This window comes from Halalkalibacter oceani (genome assembly GCF_040544555.1).
In the GTDB taxonomy this organism is placed as follows: domain Bacteria; phylum Bacillota; class Bacilli; order Bacillales; family Bacillaceae_D; genus Halalkalibacter; species Halalkalibacter oceani.
This window is the reverse complement of record NZ_JBEPKD010000040.1, coordinates 1-19,635: the sequence shown is the minus strand read 5'-3', so window position 1 is coordinate 19,635 and position 19,635 is coordinate 1. Positions and strand designations below refer to the sequence as shown.

Sequence of the window (19,635 nt, the reverse complement as noted above, 5' to 3'; positions counted from 1 at the left end):
CACCCTAGACACCCTTGTCGTTGGCTAACAGTTACAGTGACCTTCACTGCTCGGGACTTGAACCCTATAGCCCATGCACATGCCGGGCACACCAAGAAAAAGCTGGTCAAAAGGGAAACAACCTTTTGACCAGCTTTTTAATTTTTAGAATTTCGCTTGGTAGGCAGAAACTTCCCAACCATGAACTGTTGTGCGGAATTCATCGTATTCTGCACGCTTTAATGCAACATATTCACCGAAAGAGTGCTCGCCCAATGCCCGGCGACCGATTTCGCCAGCTTCAAAACGATCAATCGCCGCTTCGAGGTTAGTCGGTAAGTTTTCGATCCCGCGCTTTTCAATCTCCGCAGCATCCATCGCAAAGATATCGGCATCAACAGCCGGAACAGCTGATAATTGACGCTCTACCCCGTCAAGACCGGCAGTCGCGATGATCGCAAAGGCAAAATACGGGTTTGCTGATGGATCCGGACAACGGATTTCGACACGCGTTCCCGCTCCGCGAGTGGCAGGAATTCGGATTAACGCCGAACGGTTCGAAGCCGACCAGGCAATATAACAAGGCGCTTCGTAGCCCGGTACAAGACGCTTGTAAGAGTTAACAAGCGGATTTGTTACCGCGACAAAATCCTTTACATTCTCCATTAAACCAGCGATGAACTGATAGGCTGTCTCTGATAGTCCAAGCTCATCTGACTCATCATAAAACGCATTTTCCTGCTTCTCAACATCAAAAAGCGAGATATTCGTATGCATTCCACTTCCGTTTGCCCCTGCTAACGGCTTTGGCATAAAGGTCGCATGCAGACCAAATTGCTGAGCTACCGTCTTGACGACCCACTTATACGTTGTCGCTGCATCAGCCGAACCTAACGCATCGGCATATTTAAAGTTAATTTCATGCTGCCCGATCGCTACCTCATGGTGAGAAGCTTCGATCGTGAAGTTCATCATTTTCAATGCTCTATAAATTTCCAAACGAACGCGTTCCCCTAAGTCTTTTGGCGATGGTTCAAAATAGCCCCCGACATCCTGTGTTCTTAGTGTTGGCTGTCCATATTCATCCGTTTCAAATAAGAAGAATTCAAGTTCAGGTCCTACGTTAATCGAATAGCCCTTCTCTTTCGCTCGTTCTACCGTTTTTTTTAGCACGTTACGAGGATCACCCTCGAAGTCTGAACCGTCAGGATTTGTTACACTGCATAGAAAGCGTGCTTCTGAATATCCGTCTTCGACTGTCCAAGGCAATACAGCGAACGTTGTTAAATCAGGCGCTAAATACAAGTCAGAACGGTTAATCGGCGTGTAGCCTGTAATGGAAGAACCGTCAAACATCACCTTCCCGTCAACAACCTGATCAATTTGCTCAGCTGTGACTGTAACATGCTTTAATGTCCCTTCAATGTCAACAAACTGCATATGAAGTAATTCGACATTCTTCGCTTTAATAGTTTCCTTGATCGTTTCTATTAAGCTCTCTCTTGTTGGTGCAGATACCGTCATCCCCAAACACTTCCTTTTCATGTAATCTTATGTGACATCAATTTGTTATGTTTTACTTTAAAGCTGATTGAAGATTTCCGCAATAACAATGTCAGATAATCTGACATAAAACCTTTTCTATCCATTTCCTTACTATAATTAGCAGTTGATTACATAAAAAAAAGTCGGCTGCAAGCTGCAGCCGATTCAATCAAGGGGTAATACGATGAAGAGTCTTACTTGTGTGGGTCTCCTTCAAGATACCAACCCAACACACAAGAGACAACCCTTTCCGCTTAAACTTAAAAAAATGCTAACATAATTTACAATCACTTAAGAAAAACGCGTACCGTCCTAACTAAAAGCGGGGCCACTCAGCTCTCCGCGTAATGCGTGAAGCCGATGCCCCGCCCCGAATCATTCCTTATCAAGCGGCTTTTCTTTTATGCGTGATGCTTCGCTTTACGCTGTTGCCCGCCACGGCCTTGCGACGACTGGCGGCGACCGCTGTCCTTCCCGCGGTATTGCGGACGACGGCGATCATCTCCCCGACGCTGACGATATGGTTTCCCTGCGCCAGAGCCTCCGCCCTCGCGGCGTTTTTTCGCGCGTAGCGGTGCTTCCGCTGTAAGGCGGACCGGTGTCATATCCGGCTCTTTTGTCAGAAGCTTCAGCGCCGCGGCAAGTGCTGTTGTCGCGTCTGACTCCTGCAGAAGCTCCTTGGCCGCTTGACGGTAAGCGTCAGCTCCTCCGTCTGCAATCAGTGAACGAAGCTGCTTGAGAGCAAGCTGCTGCTGGCCTTCAATCGCCTCTTCAAAAGACGGCATTTCACGCTTCGTCATCTTTTTCTTCGATAAACGCTCAATCGCTTTAACATGATCCTTTTCACGCGGCGTCGCAAAGGTAACCGCCACACCCGATTTCCCAGCACGCCCTGTACGTCCAATCCGGTGGACGTAGCTTTCCGGATCCTGCGGCAAATCGAAGTTATAAACATGCGTCACTCCACTAATATCAAGACCACGTGCTGCCACATCGGTCGCAACAAGCACGTCAATCAAACCGTTCTTAAATTTGCGCAGGACACTGTCACGCTTCGCCTGGTTCAGATCACCGTGAATTCCTTCTGCGCGATAGCCGCGTTTTGCGAGTGCCTCTGCCAGCTCATCAACCCGACGCTTCGTCCGGCCAAATACGATCGCCAGCTCCGGCGTATGAATATCAATTAACCGGCATAAGGCATCGAACTTATCACGTTCGGCAAGCTCAATATATTGCTGTTCAATGTTTTCCATTGTTACTTCTTTTGCTTTGACTGCAATAAGCTCGGGTTCCTTCATAAAGGTTTGCGCCAGCTTTTCAATTCGCTTCGGCATTGTAGCAGAGAACAATAATGTTTGACGCTCCGTCGGAACCTCTTTCAAAATGGTCTCAATATCCTCAATGAATCCCATATTTAACATTTCATCCGCTTCATCCAGAACGACTGTTTCCACTTCCTGAAGACGGATCGTCTTACGGCGCATATGGTCCATCAAACGTCCAGGTGTGGCGACGATCACATGAGGTTTCCGCTTTAAATCGCGAATTTGCTTGCGCATATCCTGTCCACCGTAAACGACGACCGTGCGCACGCCCTTATATTTCCCAAAGGCAATCAGCGATTCCGAAACCTGATTGGCCAGCTCTCTTGTCGGCGCAAGAATTAACGCCTGCACATGGTCCTCTTCCGTCTTTATCCGATTAATTAGCGGCACGCCAAATGCGCCCGTTTTTCCTGTTCCTGTTTGCGCCTGACCAATGATATCCTTACCCTCTAAGGCAGTTGGTATCGTCGCTGTTTGAATAGGTGTGGCTTCTGAAAAGCCCATTTCTGTTACGGCTCTCACCACTTGATGGTCCAAGCCAAATTCATAAAAAGTTGCCAAATATATAATCTCCTTTATCAGTGTTATCCACCGTACTTAAATAAAAAAACATCTTTTAATGATACCATGTCCAAAAAGTCAATGCAATATAATTGTTAAGAATTTAAATCTCCAACACCGTTTTCCCGCTCTTTATATACCCTCGCTTCGTAAGGACGAAACCAGGCATTTGAACAGGGCTGCAGATTTGATAGTATCAGCTCCATTCTCGACAATTGTGCAGTCAGCTCGGCCTCGAGCTTCGACTCAGCCGCTGCCATATTGACGACGATCAAATACGACTCTTCCTGCCACACGCGACGATAGGCATAAATCGCCGGGTCATCCTTTGCCTCCAGCACATAGCGTCCATAGAGCAACGGCAGGGAATCTTTTCGCAGGCTGATCATCGCTTTGTAATACGAGAGGACGGAGTCAGCATCCCGTTCCTGGGCGGCGACATTGATCGAGCGGTAATTCGGATTAACCCCGATCCATGTTTTGTCGGACGTTGAAAAGCCGGCTTGTGCTGAATCATCCCATTGCATCGGTGTCCGGGCATTGTCTCTTCCGTCCTTCCAAATCGAAGCGATCGCTTCATTGCCGGACAGGCCTGCCTCCCGTTTAAGCCGATACTCATTTTTCGCGCTTACATCACGATACTCATCAATTGAAGAAAACCTGACATTTGTCATGCCGATTTCCTGCCCTTGATAAATAAACGGCGTCCCCTGCATAAAAAAGAATAATGTGGCGAGAGCGGTCGCGCTCTCACGCCAATACTTTTCATCGTTGCCCCAAGAGGAAACGCTTCTTGGTTGATCATGATTTTCCAAAAATAAAGCATTCCAGCCTACACCGTCCAGCTCTTTCTGCCATTTAGAAAGCACTTGTTTCACCTTTTTAAGATCGAATTGCTCCCCGTCTTTCCCCCACAAGCCAAGATGCTCAAATTGAAAGATCATGTTAAAAATCCCGCCGGCTTCTCCGACCCATAAGCCGGCTTCTTCAGCGGTCACCCCATTCGCTTCCCCGACTGTAACGATGTCATGATTGGCAAAGGTACGCTGCTTCAACTCCTGCAAAAACAGATCGATCCCTTTTTGATTCAGATGGCCTTCAAAGGAAGGAACGTAGCGCAGGCCTTTCGGGTTGGGCAGATCAGGAAGACCTTCCGCTTTCTTAATATGGGAAATCGCATCGACCCGAAAGCCGTCAATCCCTTTAGCGAGCCAGCCGTTTATCATCTGATAAAGTGCGTGGCGGACCTCTTTGTTCTCCCAATTTAAGTCGGGCTGCTTCTTTGAAAAAAGATGCAGGTAATAGTCCCCAGTAAGCTGATCATATTCCCAGGCCGACCCGTGAAAGATCGATTCCCAATTGTTCGGCTCACTTCCGTCCTGCTTTGGTTCTTTCCATATATACCAGTCCCGCTTCGCAGAGTTTCTCGAGGAGCGCGACTCAATAAACCATGGATGCTCATCGGACGTGTGGTTAATGACCAAATCAAGAATCAGCTTCATATTCCGCTTGTGAATTTCGGCCAACAGACAATCAAAATCGGCCATCGTCCCGTACATCGGCAGAATCGCTTCGTAATCGCTAATATCATAGCCGTTGTCATCATTTGGTGAAGCGTATATAGGACAGAGCCAGATCAAATCAATTCCCAGCTCCTTCAAGTAGTCCAGCTTTTCGATGATTCCCCGCAGATCACCGTTCCCATCGCCATTTGAATCTTTAAAGCTACGCGGATAAATTTGGTAAGCAACGGCTTCCTTCCACCAGCATCTTTCCATTCCTTGCCTCCTCTTAGTATACCCCGTTCCTCTTTCTCTCTTTCATACTCGATAATGATTACATTGAATCGGCCGGAAGTGGGTATGTTAAAAAACAACTGCATGTTCATTGTGCGCTGCATCAGGAAGAGCTTTTCAAAAAAACAGCTAAGTAAGCATTCACTTTTTTATACTTACTTTTCTTTTAAGAAAGTATTCCATGAATTGGAGGAAGATAGCTATGACAGATCACAACGACCGGAATTCATCCTTACCGGAACGGCCGGAGCCATTTTGGCGTGTTTCCACCCAGTTGGCTTCCTTCCCCGCTCTCACTCAAGACATTGAAACCGATGTGGCGATTGTCGGTGGAGGCATCTCCGGTTTGACGACAGCCTACCTGCTTGCAAAGGCTGGAAAAAGAGTAACTCTGCTTGAGGCGGATGTGCTGGCCAATGGTACAACCGGTCATACGACAGCGAAAATAACCGCCCAGCATGACATCATTTACGCTGAGCTCATTTCCCACATTGGCAAGGAGCAGGCGAAGCTTTACTACGAAGCGAGCATGGATGCTTTGCGCTTCATACGCAGTCTTGTCAAAGAAGAAAAAATGGAGTGCGACTTTTCTGAGCAGGACGCCTATTTATATACAACGACGAACCAAGGTGTAAAAAAGCTAGAGGATGAGTACAACGCTTACCAGGAGCTCGGTATTCCAGGAGAGTTACTAACTAGCATTCCGGTGAAAAACATTCCGGTGAAAGCAGCCCTCGTCATGAACGAGCAAGCCCAATTCCATCCGTTAATGTATGTCGCTCACCTCGTAAAAGGCATTGTCGATAATGGCGGTTCTATTTACGAACAGACCGTGGCGCTCGATATGGAAGAAAAGAATCGTCCGGTTATTTTGACAAAGAGCGGCGCAAAGGTTCAGGCTGATCATATTGTGATCGCCTCTCATTTTCCATTCTTCGATGGCAGCGGATTATATTTCTCGAAAATGTACCCGTCCCGTTCCTATGTCGTCGCCGCAAAAGTGGACAACGACTTTCCAGAAGGGATGTATTTAAGCATTGACTCTCCGTCCCGCTCCCTGCGCTATACGATGATGGATGGGGAGAAGCTTGTCTTAATCGGCGGACAAAATCATAAAACGGGACACGGCATCGACACAATGAATCATTACGAGGCGCTTGAGCAGTATGGGCAGGAAATCTTCCAGACGCTCGACATTCGCTTCCGCTGGTCGGCGCAGGATTTAACAACACTGGACAAAATTCCTTATATCGGCCGGCACTCCAAGCTCCACCCTTCGATTTTTGTCGCGACAGGCTACCGGAAATGGGGAATGACGAACAGTACCGTCGCTGCGCTACTGATTAGCGATCTTATTTTACAGCGCCCCAATCGATACGAGGAATTGTTCAGTCCAAGCCGTTTTGTCGCCGATCCAAGCATCAGGAATTTCATTTCGCAAAACACCGATGTCGCCAAGCAGCTTTTTCAGGGAAAGTTTGATCAGACAGAGCGCAAGCCGGAAGAGGTTAAAAAAGGGGAAGGCACAATCGTCAATGTGAATGGCAAACGCGCCGGCGCCTACCGCGAACAGGACGGCACCCTGCACGTCGTCGATACAACCTGCACCCATATGGGCTGTGAGGTTCATTGGAATCACGGTGACCATACATGGGATTGCCCTTGCCACGGCTCACGCTTTTCATACAAAGGCGAAGTCGTGGAAGGGCCGGCCAAACAGCCGCTCAAATCCATTAAAACCGACTAGTGGCTCCGTTCGCTACTCGCAGGAGAGGATGAGACAAAAGCATCTAGCAGCAATGGCTTCACTCGCCACATGCCTGTTGTGAGAAACCCACTCACAACAGGCTTTAATAGTTCGTGGCGGTTGCGCTCATTGCCTGGGGCCGGCGCTAGTGGCTCCGTTCTGCGCTCATCCGATACCGAAAAAACCCGTTTCGGTATCGGATTTCAAAACCAGGCGCAGACTCCGCACACCGTTTCGTCAAGACCTCTCAGGAAAACCTTCCTGAGAGGTCTTGACTTCAGTAAACGAGGTTTTTCTTTTCGATGTTGTGCTGGTCACAGTAGTCGTAGTAGCGTTTCATTTTGCTGAAGACGTCGTCCTGGACGATCACCTGGTCATGGTCATCGAGGTACTGGATTGTGCCTTCGAGCATAAAGATTGTGATCATATCCTCTTCCCCGTCGACTGTAAGCGTATGAATGTCGCCCGGCGGCTCAAAGACGAACGTCCCCGGCTTGGCCGACCACTCCCGTTCTAAATAGCGCCATTCCCCTTGAATTGTGTAGGCGAGCACTTGACCGCCTGTATGGCGATGTCGGTTGACCACACCACCCGGCTTGACCTTTAACAGATTAATCCAGGCTCCTGTTGCCAAATTAAAACGCACCGGTTTAAACCAGACACGATCTCCCTGGGGCACCCATGGAATTTCATTCAAATCAATCGCTTGATCAGGCAAACCCATCTGTTCTGTGAACGTGTTTAAATCAATACTCATTTTCTGCTCCTCCTTTTTCTCCTTGTTTTATGATTGAGCGGCCGGCGGATAAAGCACCGGATCCCCAGCCAACAAACCACCATCTATCGGAATATCAACACCCGTGACAAAGCTAGCATCGTCCGACAGCAGAAAATCAATTACCGCTGCTACCTCCTCCGGTCTGCCGAACCTTCGTTGCGGAGTGCGGGAAAGAATCCGTTCCTTGAACACCGGGTCCTTTGTTGCGCCGGCAGATAGTTGTGTTTCAATATAGCCCGGACTGACGGCATTGACGCGAATATTATCCTCCGCCCAGTCCACGGCCAGACACTTTGTCATTTGAATGACGGCCCCTTTAGACGAAGCGTAGCTGATTAAGTTTTTACTGCCATAATGAGCGAGCATCGAGCCGAAATTAACAATGCTGCCGCCGCCATCCTTTGCCATATAAGGATAAACGGCCTGGCACATCAATAAACCGCCGACTAAATTAATCGACAAAACCTGTTGATAATCCTCCTTTTGAACGCTTTTCGCCGGCGCGCGCGTAATAATCCCGGCCGCATTGACCAAATAGTCCATTCTGCCAAAGTCACGGTAAATCTCGGAAACTACCCGGGATACCGCCTCTTCGTCAGAGACATCTCCGTCATAATAGACAACGCTTCTTCCCTGCTCCTGCAGCGAGCGCTCCGTCTCCCGCCCAAGCTCTTCTGTAATGCCGACGATCGCGATGCGAACCCCTCTGTTGCTTAATCGTTCCACGACCGCGCGTCCGAGGCCTGTTACTCCTCCTGTGACGATCGCCACCTTTCCTGCATTCACCCAAGCCACCTCCTGTAAACTGCTGTTTCAGAAAACCGCGTAGCGGCTTATCTTAGAAGCGGCGTGTGAAGCCGCCGTCCTTCCTCAAATCAACCCGAAAATCTTATACGTTCTTATCTGTTAAAAAGCCGGTTCACTCACTAGACTACGAGATTCTGATTAGCCTTCAGCGCAATTTTCGGCTTCACCTCCTTATTCACCAAATATGGCGGATAATGACCGGTAAGCACGGCCGCCACGTTCTCGGCACATTTTCTTTTCAGCTCCTGCTCCGATTCTACAGAGTACCAGGCGACGTGTGGATTGAGGATGACGTGCTCCATCTGTAAAAAAGGATGATCGCCCGATAGTGGCTCCACTTCGACGACATCGAGTCCAGCCCCGGCAATCTCTCCATTTTGCAAGGCAAAGATGAGTGCCTCTTCATCAACGACCGGACCTCTCGCCGTATTAATCAGAAAAGCCTCGTTCTTCATCAGTTTAAAGTGCTCCGCTCTGATCATGCCGCGCGTCCGCTCCGTCAGTGGCGCATGAATCGAAAGATAGTCGGCATTTTGGCACAGCTCCTCCAGCGAAACAAGCTCCACGTTCAAGTCGGCGGCAATTTCCACTGAAACAAACGGATCAAACGCCATTACTTTTAAACCAAAGGCCTGCGCTTTCGGAACGAGAGCACGCGGAATGCTTCCAAGTCCGACGAGTCCGAGTATCCGGTTTTTCAGCCGATAAACCGGCACCCCCTGCTTAAAATCCCATAAGCGGTCTTCCTTAATTGCGGCGTTCAGCTTGACGACTTTCCGGGCGCAGGCGATCAGCAGGGCAAAAGCATGGTCGGAAACTTCATCCAGACAGTAGTCCGATACATTGCAAACTAAAATGCCTGACTCCGTTGCTGCCTGAACATCAACCGTGTTGACCCCGATCCCGTACTTCGCAATAACTTTGCAGTTGTCGAGCGTGTTGATGACCCTTTGGGACAGAGGCGCATATTGATTGAAAATCGCATCTGCCCCTTTGGCCGCTTCGATCACCTCGTCCTCTGTCCGGCATTGCATCGGAATGAGTTCCGCCCCAATGCCCGAGAGGACTTTCCGTTCAATATCAAGAGAGCTGTATTCATAATCCGTGACGACTACTTTGAATTTCCCCATCTAAACGGCCCTCGCTTCCCATCTATTATAAAGCGCTTACAAAAATAAAAAAAGGAATAGATATATGTAATATATTACATATTAAAAATTTTATTGTCAAGCTGAAACACTTACGAACCGATAAGCTGGATGGCGGCTGTAACGACCTTCACGTTTCTGTATTAGTCTATTAGCTGAATCGTCCATATATTAATAGAAAACCTGTCCTTACATCGCAGAGCCCTGTCTATGAAAAAACCAAGCCTGGAAAAAGGTCCATCCCATCCTTTGTTCCAGGCTTTCCTCTACTTATCCAACTTCAGCTTAGCCAACGCTTCAGCCAACGCATTGTTGGCAAATTCGTCTTGCTTGTTTTGCTTTTTCATATAGTTGGCGACTTCTTTTTTTGACACTTTCTTATGCTGATTCTCTTTGCGCCGTTCCTGGAAAGCCGACAGCTTCTCGCGATGACCACAGCTGCAAACGAAGGTCTGTCCTTCCCCTTCACCCCAGAGCTCCAGCTTCTTTTTGCATTTCGGGCAACGGGCGTTGGTCACTTTTGCAATATTTTTCTTATAGCCGCACTGTCGATCCTGACAGACCCGCTTTTTGCCATGCTTTGTGTTCAGTTCAATTAGCAGCTTTCCACATTGCGGGCACGGTGTTCCTGTAATATTGTCGTGCTTGAACGTTTTGTCGCTTTGCTTGATTGATTTGACGATGCTGCCGGCGTACTGTTTCATTTCCTCGACAAACTGTGACTTGCTCAGTTCGCCCTTGGCGATTTTCTCCAGCTTCAGCTCCCATTCGGCTGTTAAAGCAGGGGATTGAAGATCTTCAGGGACGAGGTCAAGCAGCTGTTTTCCTTTTCCCGTCAGAAACAGCTCTTTCCCCCTCTTTTCCATCAGCTGTGTCTGCAGCAGCTTCTCAATGATGTCGGCCCGCGTTGCCACCGTTCCGATCCCGCCCGTTTTGCCGAGCGTATCGGCGAGCTCCTTCTCCTCCTTGCTTAAAAAAGCCATCGGCTTTTCCATTGCGGTAAGCAGCGTCGCTTCAGTCAGCCTTGCCGGAGGCTTCGTTTCCCCATGCTTTAACTCGACCTTGGCCAAACGAAGCTGTTCCCCTTTTTGCAGGCGTGGAAGGTCAACATCCTCCTCTGTCCGGGAACCATCTTCGGCATACACTTCCTTCCAGCCGGGCGAGAGCGTGCGTTTTCCTTTGGCGATGAGCTGTTCCCCAGCTATCTCTGCACTAACCGTCGTCTGCTCATATTCCATCGCTGGAAAAAGAGCGGCGAGAAACCGGCGGACGACAAGGCGATAAAGCTTTGTCTCTTTTTCGCTCAGCGCAGCAGGGGCCGGCGCCTGCTCGGTCGGAATAATCGCATGGTGATCGGACACCTGCTTATCATTGATGCAGGCAAGCCGCTGATCAAACGAGCGTCCTTTCAACGAAACAACGACTTTCCGAAATGGCTGCACGTCACACGCCTTAATCCGCTCCGGCAACGTCCCGACAAGATCGGAGGAAAGATAGCGCGAATCGGTCCGCGGGTAGGTCACCGCCTTATGCTGCTCATATAAGCGCTGCAGGATCGACAGCGTCTCCTTCGCCGAAAACCCGTAACGGCTGTTCGCTTCCCGCTGTAATTCTGTTAAATCGTACAGCTGCGGAGGCGGGGTTTTCTTTTTCACCGTGTCCACTGCAGTAATGACGCCGTTCGCGTTCTTCAGCTTTTGTTCCAGCTTCTCGGCTTTGGCTCGGTCAAAAATACGCTGCTCCTTCGTCTTTTGATCGTGCCATTGCAGCGTCAGCCCCTGTGTGGTCGTCAACATCAGCTGGTCATAGGGGACTGGCTTGAACGAACGAATATCAGCTTCCCTTTTCGCAATCATCGCCAATGTCGGCGTCTGCACGCGTCCGCACGATAGCTGCGCCTGAAATTTAGTCGTCAGCGCCCGCGTTCCATTAATGCCGACATACCAGTCCGCTTCTGAGCGGGCAACGGCCGAGTGATAAAGGCCTTCATATTTTTTCGCGTCTGCGAGCTTGGCAAAGCCCTGCTTAATCGCCTGGTCGGTGACGGAGGATATCCAGAGCCGTTTCAATGGCTTGGTAACATGCGCTTTTTCAAGTATCCATCTTGCGACCAATTCTCCTTCACGTCCGGCGTCGGTCGCGATGATGACACGATCGACATCCTTTCGTTGCAGCTGCGCCTTTACCGCGTGGAACTGCTTGCTCGTCTGCTTAATGACCACGAGCTGCAGGCGCTTCGGCAGCATCGGCAAATCCTCCAGCTTCCACGTTTGATACGTTTCCCCATAGGCTTCAGGCTCAGCGAGCGTAACGAGATGGCCCAACGCCCACGTGACAATATATTGATCTCCTTCCAGAAAGCCATTTCCTTTCCGCTCACAGCGCAGCACTCTGGCAATGTCCCGGGCGACGGACGGCTTTTCTGCTAATACAACCGCTTTTTTCATAAAAACATCCTTTCTCAACAGATCACTTCTTTTCAGTATACATGATCTGTCTTTCCCCAGCTAATCACTTATGCCGTGACGAGCTTCAAGCCGATTACAGCGATGATGATCAGACTTAAACAGACCATCCGGGTGATGCTTCTCGCCTCGCCGTAAAAAAGCATTCCGATAAGCGCTCCGCCAGCCGCCCCAATTCCGGTCCAGATCGCGTAGGCCGTCCCCATCGGCAACGTTTTCAGCCCCAGCGACAACAAAAAGAAACTGATCGCAAATGCGGCGAATAACGCAAGCAGGCTGGCGGCAGATTTGCTCTTATGAAACTGGTTCATCATCGTCACCCCGAGCATCTCAAAGATGCCGGCAAGGATCACATACAACCACGCCATCTTAGTTACCCTCCTTCTCGACTTCTTCCGTGCTTGTTGCCGCTTTTAACCCGAAAATGCCAGCAAGCAAAAGCGCCAGAAACAACAGCACGGATAAGCGTAACGGTTCACCGAATATCAGAATATCCATCGTCACCGTTCCCGCCGTGCCGAGGCCGACGAAAACCGCATATACCGTGCCAACAGGCAAACGCTGGCCTGCCCGGATGAGCAGACCGAAGCTGACGATGATCGCTACTGCGGTCAGCGCCCACTCTCCCGTCGTAGCGGCATATTTTAGGCCGATGACCCAGCCAACCTCAAAAACGGACGCCACCACGACCATCAGCCATTCCAAAGATCCTTTCATCATCATTCTCCCCTCCTACTTCTCCTCACAGAAAAAGCCCGGGAGCCTTCTGTCTTAACAGAATTCTCCCGGGCTTTTATCCCTCCGTGTCACAGACTGCCGAGCCTGTGCGTTTTCTCTCGGTCCAGACCGCCGGTTGACGCGGAACCCTAGAAAACCTTTTATCATATTGCCCTTATTATGAACAAAGCCTCCGATCAAGTCAACCTCTCCCGAAGCGGCTCGTCAGCTGAAGTTGCTGAAATAATACGATTTTCACTTTTTCAGCAGCTGCGAGTTACGAAAAAGGACGCTTTTCAGCGGCCTCCGTCAGCTGAGCCTTTTCAGAAAGACAACCTTTAAATAATCCCCCTCAGGGAAGGCCTTCGTCGTGCGGAAATCGTCAGGCAGACTGTATTGCTCCATCAGCTCATAGCTGACTCCTTCACGTGAAAAAGCTTCGCGAATAAAGGAGTGAAACTTTTTCATCGAAAAAAGGCTGCAATTGGTCGAGGCGACAATCACACCATTTTTCCTCGTTAAGGCAATCGCTTCCTGCAGCAAACCGGTATAATCCTTCTGCGCGCTGAACGTTCTTTTTTTCGAGCGGGCAAAGCTTGGCGGGTCAAGAATAACCAAATCAAACGTCTTTCCTTTTTTGCGGGCGTAGGAGAAATACTGAAACACATCGATCACGATAATATCCTGTGCTTCATAATCAATTTGATTGACACTGAACTGTTCAATTGTTTTTGGTAAACTTCGTTTGGCGAGATCGACGCTTGTCGTTTTTCGCGCTCCTCCTAAAGCGGCCGCAACCGAAAACGCTCCCGTATAGGAAAATGTATTCAACACATCCTTGCCGTCGGCATAGTGATCGCGAATTCGTTTGCGAACATCACGCTGGTCAAGAAAAATCCCGGTCATCGGCCCATCATTCAAATACACAGCGAACGTCATGCCATTCTCCTTGACCAACAATGGAAATTCGCCTCGCTCGCCGCTGACGAAATCATCGTCTTCCACGTACTGCCCTTTCGCCGAGAAACGTTTTTTCTCATAAATCCCTTTGCACGTCACGATTGATTGCAGCGCCTCGTAAACTTCTTTGCGAAACGAATAGATCCCCTCGCTGTACCAGGTGCACAAATAAAACCGATCATAGTAATCGATCGTCAATCCGCCGATTCCGTCACCCTCGCCGTTAAATAGGCGAAAAACCGTCGTCTGATCATCAGCCTGCAGCGCGGCCCGCTTGTCAAAGGCCGCCTTGAGGCGGGATTGAAAGAAGGGACGATCAATCTCCTCGCCCTGCTTTCTTGTCAGCACCCAGCCTACTCCTTTATTTTGCCGGCCAAAATACCCTTTGCCGAGAAAAGCACCCTTTTCATCAAGCAGCCGCAGCAGCGTTCCTTCTTGAAGCGAATCGATAAACGGCTGGTCGAACGCTGATTTCTCAATGAGCGGATAGCCATTTTTCAATTTCGCCGCGTAACGCTGTTTGATCACTGCTGTTTGTTCTTTTGTCATTACGATCCAACCTTACTCTTCATTAGCTGTTTTCTGTTCTCATCTTACCATAAACAGCTTCCTTTCCCTAAGCAGGTCAAAAAGTCACTCAGAAAATCAGCCCTAGAGTATGGTACACTTAAAAAAAAGGAGGGATTGGGTGAATACTTCATATGTTTGGACCCTGATCATCAATAAGCAGAGTAAAAAGATTGAGCCTGATAAAATAACGGTTTTTCAGCAATGTACATTAGTGGAGTGCGTCGAAAAGACAAGCGCCGAACGCTATCTCCTCTATTTTTATCATAATCAATTCCTTACCGCTCTTCCACAGCCGACGGCGGAGCCGGGAACCTTTTTAGATTTGGCCGAAAGACGAGGCCTGCACGTTGAACAGGCAGCACCGTTTTTTTCCTTACTCGCTGACCCGTCTGAAACGCTGCACGCCGATGGCCTGCCACAGCTTTTGCCTCGTTTGAAACGGTCCTTGCCACCTGAGGAAACTGCGCTTATTTTCTCCTATTTCGATCACGCTTTGACCCCGAAGGAACTCGAAAACTCATTGAAGGATCTCTTTTTTTCTTACCGACGCAACGGTCAGCTGAACAACGCCTTTCGCCTTGCCACCCTTCTGCGGCTGCGTGGCTATAAGCAGGATTGGCTGCACGCGACGATCATCCATCCGGACTATACAAAAGCAGCCGAACTGTATCAGGCGCCATTAACCTCGCTGCTGGACACCGATCCTTTGTACGTTGAACAGAAAGCCTTCATCCGTTACATCAAAAAGCAGGACGACAACCTGCTAACTGCTCTCTATAAAAAACAGAAAAACACGCTCAACCTTCTTGTCCTGCAAACCGACAGCTACAAACAAAACCCGTCCGAAGAAGCCCTTGCGACCCTGATCACCGCTTATCAATCTTCTTTTAACGCGCAGGATTGCCTGCATTGCCTCCTCGCCTTGACAGAAAGCGTCCCTGCTGAAAGCGGGCTTCATGCTCACGTCTTCCACTTCCTGACCGAGCAAAACGAATATGACAAAGCGATCGAGCTACTGTTAACACATTCTTTCCTTCTTTCCAAGCAAGAGCTCATGCAGCTGCCTGACATATGGCGCCAGCTTACGGCAGTTCCGGACAATCTACTGTCCAAAAAGGTCTCAAAGCGATTATTCAAGCTGCTTCGCGGCCATCCTGCTGTGCTTGAGCGGATCATCCAGCTCTCGCTTCCGGTCCTGCTGCAGCGCTACCAACTAAAAGAACTGCACGACTGGCTCAAAAATGCCAAACACGCCACATTGCAACCGTTGGAGCAACGGCTCGCTCAAGTGCTGAGGCTCGAAGAAGAAGCTGACAACCAGCTGGAACTGGGGCGGTTCTATTTCGAATTTGAACAGTATGAAAAGGCGATCGACTGCTTCAGCTGGGACATGGAGCTGCGCCCAGACGAATCAGCTCCGCTTGAATGGCTTGTGAAAACCTATCAAAAGCTCGGTAAACATGAAGAGGCGGCCGCTTACCAACAGCTGCTCGGTCAGTTAAAAGCATGATCAGCTGGCTGCTGTCACGTTTTCACAAAAAATCCACCGGATTGCCGCATTCACGGCTCTCTCCACTAAGAAAAAGCTGTTATACTTGGTATGGATGCTATGCAACACAACCACCATCTACTTTTTCTTATTATAAAAGGAGTTGATTATTGGTGAGTGCCTCATTAAAAGGTTTTAGAATCATCAGCTATTTGGAAGGCATCTCCTTCTTACTGTTGCTTGGAATTGCCATGCCGTTAAAATATTGGTTTGATATGCCGCTCGCTGTCACCGTAACAGGAATGGCGCATGGTATTCTATTCGTAATTTACTTGCTTGCTGTCGCCTATCTGATGATCGCCTTCCGTTGGTCGTTCATGAAAGGACTGCTCGCAGTCGTCGCCTCTGTCGTGCCGTTTGGCCCGTTTATTTTCGACGCTAAAATGATCAAGGCCGAAACTGCGGCTTCTGACAAAGCAGCAAGTGAAGCGTAATCGGCCTGTGAAGTGAGCAGGAACGAACAGAAATAAGACAAGCAATTGGAAAACGTCACAGACGGATTTTCCCTGCCTCTCAAAAGAAAGCTGTCTCAGAAAGGTTGAAAGATGACCTTTCCGGGACAGCTTTTTTCGGTTGATTTTTCCGTTTGCAGCCAGGGCGAAAGCGAGGCGGATTTTCCCTGTTTGCACATGGGGCATCCTTCAATCGGAATGTTTCTTCCTGACAATCGCCTGCTTTTGATCATTGACGATAAGCTGGAAAACATCCGGACGGCTGTAATGACCGACCACATCAAAATCAAACCGGCTTTGCGTCACTTTATCCAGCTCAAGCGTCGCAAACAATATCCCTTCTTCATGATAGAGCGGTTCGACGACGTACTCACCAAGCGGATCGACAATGGCGCTGCCACCCCGGCTGAGTACATCATCGTCTTCATGAATGTCGTCGTAGTACGCCAGGTCGGCAGGGTACGTCGACTTCGTCGCAAATTGATTGCTGGAAAGCACGTAGCAGCGCCCTTCGCAGGCAATATGACGAATCGTCGACTGCCACGAGTCGCGGGCATCGGCCGTCGGCGTAATATAAATATCAATCCCCTGTGCGTACATCGCTGTTCTGGCAAGCGGCATATAGTTTTCCCAGCAGATCAACCCTCCTATTCTGCCAAACGGGGTATCAATAACGGTCAATGTGCTGCCGTCCCCCTGTCCCCACAGCAAGCGCTCCGAGCCGGTCGGAACGAGCTTGCGATGCTTGCCCAGCAACGTCCCTTCAGGCCCGAAATAGATGATGGAGTTATACAATGTCCCCGTGCTGAACTCCTGATCCTGCTCGACTACGCCAATCACTACATAAACTTCCAGCTCCTTTGCCAGCTCAGCCAGTACCTCCGTTTCCGGTCCTGGAACCTGAATCGCGCTGTCCCAATAACGCTGCCAGTCCTTGCGTCCCCCGGCAGTCCGGCTGCCGACCCGCGCGCCGAAGCTAAGGCCGCGCGGATAACCCGGGAGGAAAACTTCGGGAAAGACAATTAGCTCCGCCCCCTGGCCGGCCGCCTCTCTCGTTCTTTTTCCGATTAGCTCCAAGGCGACCTGCTTATCAAATAAGGTAGGCGCCGCCTGGACTACAGCAACGTGAACTTGACGTTTTTTCATTTTACCATCCCTCTCTAAACGTTCTCCCCACTTCTTCTCCTGCCACTGAAACTGCTTTCTCTCCACGAATGCGCAACCAGCCGTCGTAACTCCATCCGGCGACCGCGATTTCTCTCTACCTGTTAACCGAGATGGATACCAGCTCCGGCCCGCCGCCAATAGGAACCGAAATCCTCGCCGGCACGCCTCTGCTGGACAAAAGCCGCCAACACCGGGCGAATGGTGGACACCAGCTCGTCGAACGGGACCGCTTGCAGAAAGCGTTCATTCAAGTTCGTACCTAACGCACTGCCTCCGAGGAAAATGTCATATTTCCCGCGCGCCCGCCCGACAAAAGCAATATTGGCATTATAAGGCCTGGCACAGCCATTCGAGCATCCCGTCATCCGAATCGTAATGTCCTCTTCTGTCAGCCCCAGTTCCTCGAACAACTGTTCAAATTGCGGAACAAGGCCGGGCAAGGCTCTTTCCGATTCGGCCAGCGCCAAACCGCAGGTAGGCAACGAGACGCACGCCATCATATTTTGCTGAACGTTTGACAGTTCTTCCGGGAGCGGCACGCCGGCTGCCCGCAGCACGTCTTCAACCGCCTTCCGCTTCTCGTCAGGCAGACCGCTGAGAATAAGGTTTTGCTGCGAGGTGAAGCGCACAACTGGCTGAAAGCTGACCATTATCTCCCGGAGCGCCGACTTCAGCCGCACCGTCTCGGTATCCTTGATCCGGCCATACGGGATGAACAGTCCCAGGTAGCTCACGCCGGCACGCTCCTGATGCCAGCCGAGGTGATCGGCGCCGCTTCTCCATGTCAGCTCTCTTGGCGGCTCCAGCTGGCGCCCGAGTCTCGCTTCGACCTCAGCGCGGAACCAGTCCAGTCCCCGCTTATCGATCAAGTACTTCATTCGGGCGAAGCGGCGGTTCAGACGGTCGCCGAAGTCTCGTTCAATGGTGACGATCACCTCGCACACATTGAGAATCGTTCCGACTGCCTCGTCTCTCGGGACATAGCAGAGCGGACTGCCCAGCCGCGGATAAGTATCCTGATCGACTGCCATCCTTCCCATGCCCCCGCCAACGAGTACAGTGTAGCCCTCAATATGCCCGTCACGGAGATGAGCAACGAGGCCAATATCATTGTCATAGACATCAAGACAGTTATCGCCTTCCGGTACCATCGCCACTTTAAACTTGCGCGGCAAGTAGACCTCGCCGTAAAGCGGCTCCTCCGCCTCACCTTCCTCCAGCTGGATCGGTTCACCATCCACCCAGATTTCGTGATACGCCTTTGTTTTCGCGCTCAGGCGGTCGGCCAGTGCCAGCACGTCATGACGCATCTCCTCGCGAAACGGCTCGTCTCCTGGCTCCGCGCAACAGATCGTATTGCGGCCCGAATCACCGCACGCGCCGAGCGTCGTGACCAACGCCTCGTTAAGCGTCCTGATCGTCGTCTTCAGATCCCCTTTAAGAATGCCGTGAAGCTGCAATGTTTGGCGGGTTGTTACGCGCAACGACTTGTAATCGGTATACTCGTCGGCCAGCCGGTCAAAGACGAGATATTGCTCCGGGGAAAGAACGCCGCCTGGAATGCGGGCGCGGATCATCATTCGGTACTGCCGCTCCTTCCCCTCCTTCTTGAGCTGCGTCCGTAAATCGCGGTCATCCTGCTGGTAAACGCCATGAAATTTCAGCACCTGAATATTATCTTCGGAAAACTTCGCTTCTCCGTCCTGCAATGCTTCCTTTATTGTTCCACGTAGATGACGGCTTTGTCGTTTAATGATCTCGATCTTCGATACGTTATCGCCTTCACTGGTTGCCATACCTGACTCACTCCTCACTAATCCCGACTTAACCACTATTATAATAAGTGATTGAGCGAAAATAACCATCCAATACCAGATCATTTCCCCCATCCATTTGCGCGGTCATCCAGCAGCTTTGCCGCTATCCACTTACCGAGAATTGCAACGCTTTTTCAAAGCAGCCACCGGCTTTGCTTAATCGAGTAGGAGGGGGCGACTAACCCCCGACCTCTCACACCACCGTACGTACGGATCCGTATACGGCGGTTTCAGTTAAGTCTGACGAAGGGT

General features: G+C 50.2%; 15 protein-coding genes and 1 riboswitch. Of the genes, 3 read left to right on the top strand and 12 right to left on the bottom strand.

All coding sequences use genetic code 11. The annotated features are described in order from the left end of the window. Positions 1 to 144 precede the first annotated feature (144 nt). The 3 genes from glnA to ABMB67_RS22380 all read right to left on the bottom strand — a co-directional run bounded on the left by glnA (position 145) and on the right by ABMB67_RS22380 (position 5,188). On the bottom strand, positions 145 to 1,503 hold the full coding sequence (glnA, locus tag ABMB67_RS22390; protein ID WP_251224164.1) for a type I glutamate--ammonia ligase: 1,359 nt from the start codon (positions 1,501 to 1,503) through the stop codon (positions 145 to 147). Between the two features lie 422 nt (positions 1,504 to 1,925). Continuing rightward, on the bottom strand, positions 1,926 to 3,410 hold the full coding sequence (cshA, locus tag ABMB67_RS22385; protein ID WP_354573365.1) for a degradosome RNA helicase CshA: 1,485 nt from the start codon (positions 3,408 to 3,410) through the stop codon (positions 1,926 to 1,928). A 95-nt stretch (positions 3,411 to 3,505) separates the two neighbouring features. Continuing rightward, positions 3,506 to 5,188, bottom strand: a complete 1,683-nt coding sequence (locus ABMB67_RS22380) for an alpha-glucosidase (RefSeq protein ID WP_354573364.1) — start codon at positions 5,186 to 5,188, stop codon at positions 3,506 to 3,508. Between the two features lie 220 nt (positions 5,189 to 5,408). On the opposite strand from ABMB67_RS22380, the gene ABMB67_RS22375 reads away from it, so the two are divergent. Continuing rightward, on the top strand, positions 5,409 to 6,953 hold the full coding sequence (locus tag ABMB67_RS22375; protein WP_354573363.1) for an FAD-dependent oxidoreductase: 1,545 nt from the start codon (positions 5,409 to 5,411) through the stop codon (positions 6,951 to 6,953). Between the two features lie 277 nt (positions 6,954 to 7,230). Here the strand turns inward: ABMB67_RS22375 and ABMB67_RS22370 are convergent, their stop codons facing one another. From ABMB67_RS22370 to ABMB67_RS22340, 7 genes are all read right to left on the bottom strand, one after another. Next, a complete protein-coding gene (locus ABMB67_RS22370) occupies positions 7,231 to 7,710 on the bottom strand; it encodes a 2,4'-dihydroxyacetophenone dioxygenase family protein (RefSeq protein ID WP_251224160.1) in 480 nt (159 codons plus the stop codon). 27 nt (positions 7,711 to 7,737) lie between these two features. Then, a complete protein-coding gene (locus ABMB67_RS22365) occupies positions 7,738 to 8,517 on the bottom strand; it encodes an SDR family NAD(P)-dependent oxidoreductase (protein WP_251224159.1) in 780 nt (259 codons plus the stop codon). Between the two features lie 140 nt (positions 8,518 to 8,657). After that, positions 8,658 to 9,668: a C-terminal binding protein gene (locus tag ABMB67_RS22360; protein ID WP_354573362.1), complete on the bottom strand. Its 1,011-nt coding sequence runs from the start codon at positions 9,666 to 9,668 to the stop codon at positions 8,658 to 8,660. Between the two features lie 284 nt (positions 9,669 to 9,952). Further along, positions 9,953 to 12,133 carry a DNA topoisomerase III gene (locus ABMB67_RS22355; RefSeq protein ID WP_354573361.1) on the bottom strand — a complete coding sequence of 727 codons (2,181 nt, stop codon included), beginning with the start codon at positions 12,131 to 12,133 and terminating at the stop codon, positions 9,953 to 9,955. A gap of 68 nt (positions 12,134 to 12,201) precedes the next feature. Next, positions 12,202 to 12,519 carry a DMT family transporter gene (locus tag ABMB67_RS22350; RefSeq protein ID WP_354573360.1) on the bottom strand — a complete coding sequence of 106 codons (318 nt, stop codon included), beginning with the start codon at positions 12,517 to 12,519 and terminating at the stop codon, positions 12,202 to 12,204. Position 12,520: 1 nt separating this feature from the next. Next, positions 12,521 to 12,871, bottom strand: coding sequence for a DMT family transporter (locus tag ABMB67_RS22345; RefSeq protein WP_390189417.1), 351 nt, complete (start codon positions 12,869 to 12,871; stop codon positions 12,521 to 12,523). Positions 12,872 to 12,931: 60 nt separating this feature from the next. Then, positions 12,932 to 13,032, bottom strand: a riboswitch (guanidine-I (ykkC/yxkD leader). Positions 13,033 to 13,177: 145 nt separating this feature from the next. Beyond that, the gene (locus ABMB67_RS22340; RefSeq protein ID WP_354573359.1) at positions 13,178 to 14,377 is read right to left on the bottom strand and encodes a class I SAM-dependent rRNA methyltransferase; all 1,200 of its coding nucleotides are present in this window, start codon (positions 14,375 to 14,377) and stop codon (positions 13,178 to 13,180) included. Positions 14,378 to 14,516: 139 nt separating this feature from the next. Here ABMB67_RS22340 and ABMB67_RS22335 point away from each other — a divergent pair, with 139 nt between their 5' ends. Further along, complete coding sequence (locus ABMB67_RS22335) at positions 14,517 to 15,908, top strand: tetratricopeptide repeat protein (RefSeq protein WP_354573358.1); 1,392 nt, start codon at positions 14,517 to 14,519, stop codon at positions 15,906 to 15,908. Between the two features lie 149 nt (positions 15,909 to 16,057). After that, the gene (locus ABMB67_RS22330; RefSeq protein WP_251224153.1) at positions 16,058 to 16,381 is read left to right on the top strand and encodes a DUF3817 domain-containing protein; all 324 of its coding nucleotides are present in this window, start codon (positions 16,058 to 16,060) and stop codon (positions 16,379 to 16,381) included. A 207-nt stretch (positions 16,382 to 16,588) separates the two neighbouring features. Here the strand turns inward: ABMB67_RS22330 and ABMB67_RS22325 are convergent, their stop codons facing one another. Further along, positions 16,589 to 17,545: a carbon-nitrogen hydrolase family protein gene (locus ABMB67_RS22325; protein ID WP_354573357.1), complete on the bottom strand. Its 957-nt coding sequence runs from the start codon at positions 17,543 to 17,545 to the stop codon at positions 16,589 to 16,591. Between the two features lie 122 nt (positions 17,546 to 17,667). Continuing rightward, positions 17,668 to 19,362, bottom strand: coding sequence for an NADPH-dependent assimilatory sulfite reductase hemoprotein subunit (locus ABMB67_RS22320; RefSeq protein WP_354573356.1), 1,695 nt, complete (start codon positions 19,360 to 19,362; stop codon positions 17,668 to 17,670). Between the last annotated feature and the right edge of the window lie 273 nt (positions 19,363 to 19,635).

What these genes read in the sequence shown, in the direction of transcription:
- ABMB67_RS22370 (WP_251224160.1), bottom strand. Translation starts at nt 7,710, where the DNA reads ATGAGTATTGATTTAAACACGTTCACAGAACAGATGGGTTTGCCTGAT.
- ABMB67_RS22380 (WP_354573364.1), bottom strand. Translation starts at nt 5,188, where the DNA reads ATGGAAAGATGCTGGTGGAAGGAAGCCGTTGCTTACCAAATTTATCCG.
- ABMB67_RS22375 (WP_354573363.1), top strand. Translation starts at nt 5,409, where the DNA reads ATGACAGATCACAACGACCGGAATTCATCCTTACCGGAACGGCCGGAG.
- ABMB67_RS22320 (WP_354573356.1), bottom strand. Translation starts at nt 19,362, where the DNA reads ATGGCAACCAGTGAAGGCGATAACGTATCGAAGATCGAGATCATTAAA.
- ABMB67_RS22360 (WP_354573362.1), bottom strand. Translation starts at nt 9,668, where the DNA reads ATGGGGAAATTCAAAGTAGTCGTCACGGATTATGAATACAGCTCTCTT.
- ABMB67_RS22325 (WP_354573357.1), bottom strand. Translation starts at nt 17,545, where the DNA reads ATGAAAAAACGTCAAGTTCACGTTGCTGTAGTCCAGGCGGCGCCTACC.
- glnA (WP_251224164.1), bottom strand. Translation starts at nt 1,503, where the DNA reads ATGACGGTATCTGCACCAACAAGAGAGAGCTTAATAGAAACGATCAAG.
- ABMB67_RS22350 (WP_354573360.1), bottom strand. Translation starts at nt 12,519, where the DNA reads ATGGCGTGGTTGTATGTGATCCTTGCCGGCATCTTTGAGATGCTCGGG.
- ABMB67_RS22345 (WP_390189417.1), bottom strand. Translation starts at nt 12,871, where the DNA reads ATGATGAAAGGATCTTTGGAATGGCTGATGGTCGTGGTGGCGTCCGTT.
- ABMB67_RS22340 (WP_354573359.1), bottom strand. Translation starts at nt 14,377, where the DNA reads ATGACAAAAGAACAAACAGCAGTGATCAAACAGCGTTACGCGGCGAAA.
- ABMB67_RS22355 (WP_354573361.1), bottom strand. Translation starts at nt 12,133, where the DNA reads ATGAAAAAAGCGGTTGTATTAGCAGAAAAGCCGTCCGTCGCCCGGGAC.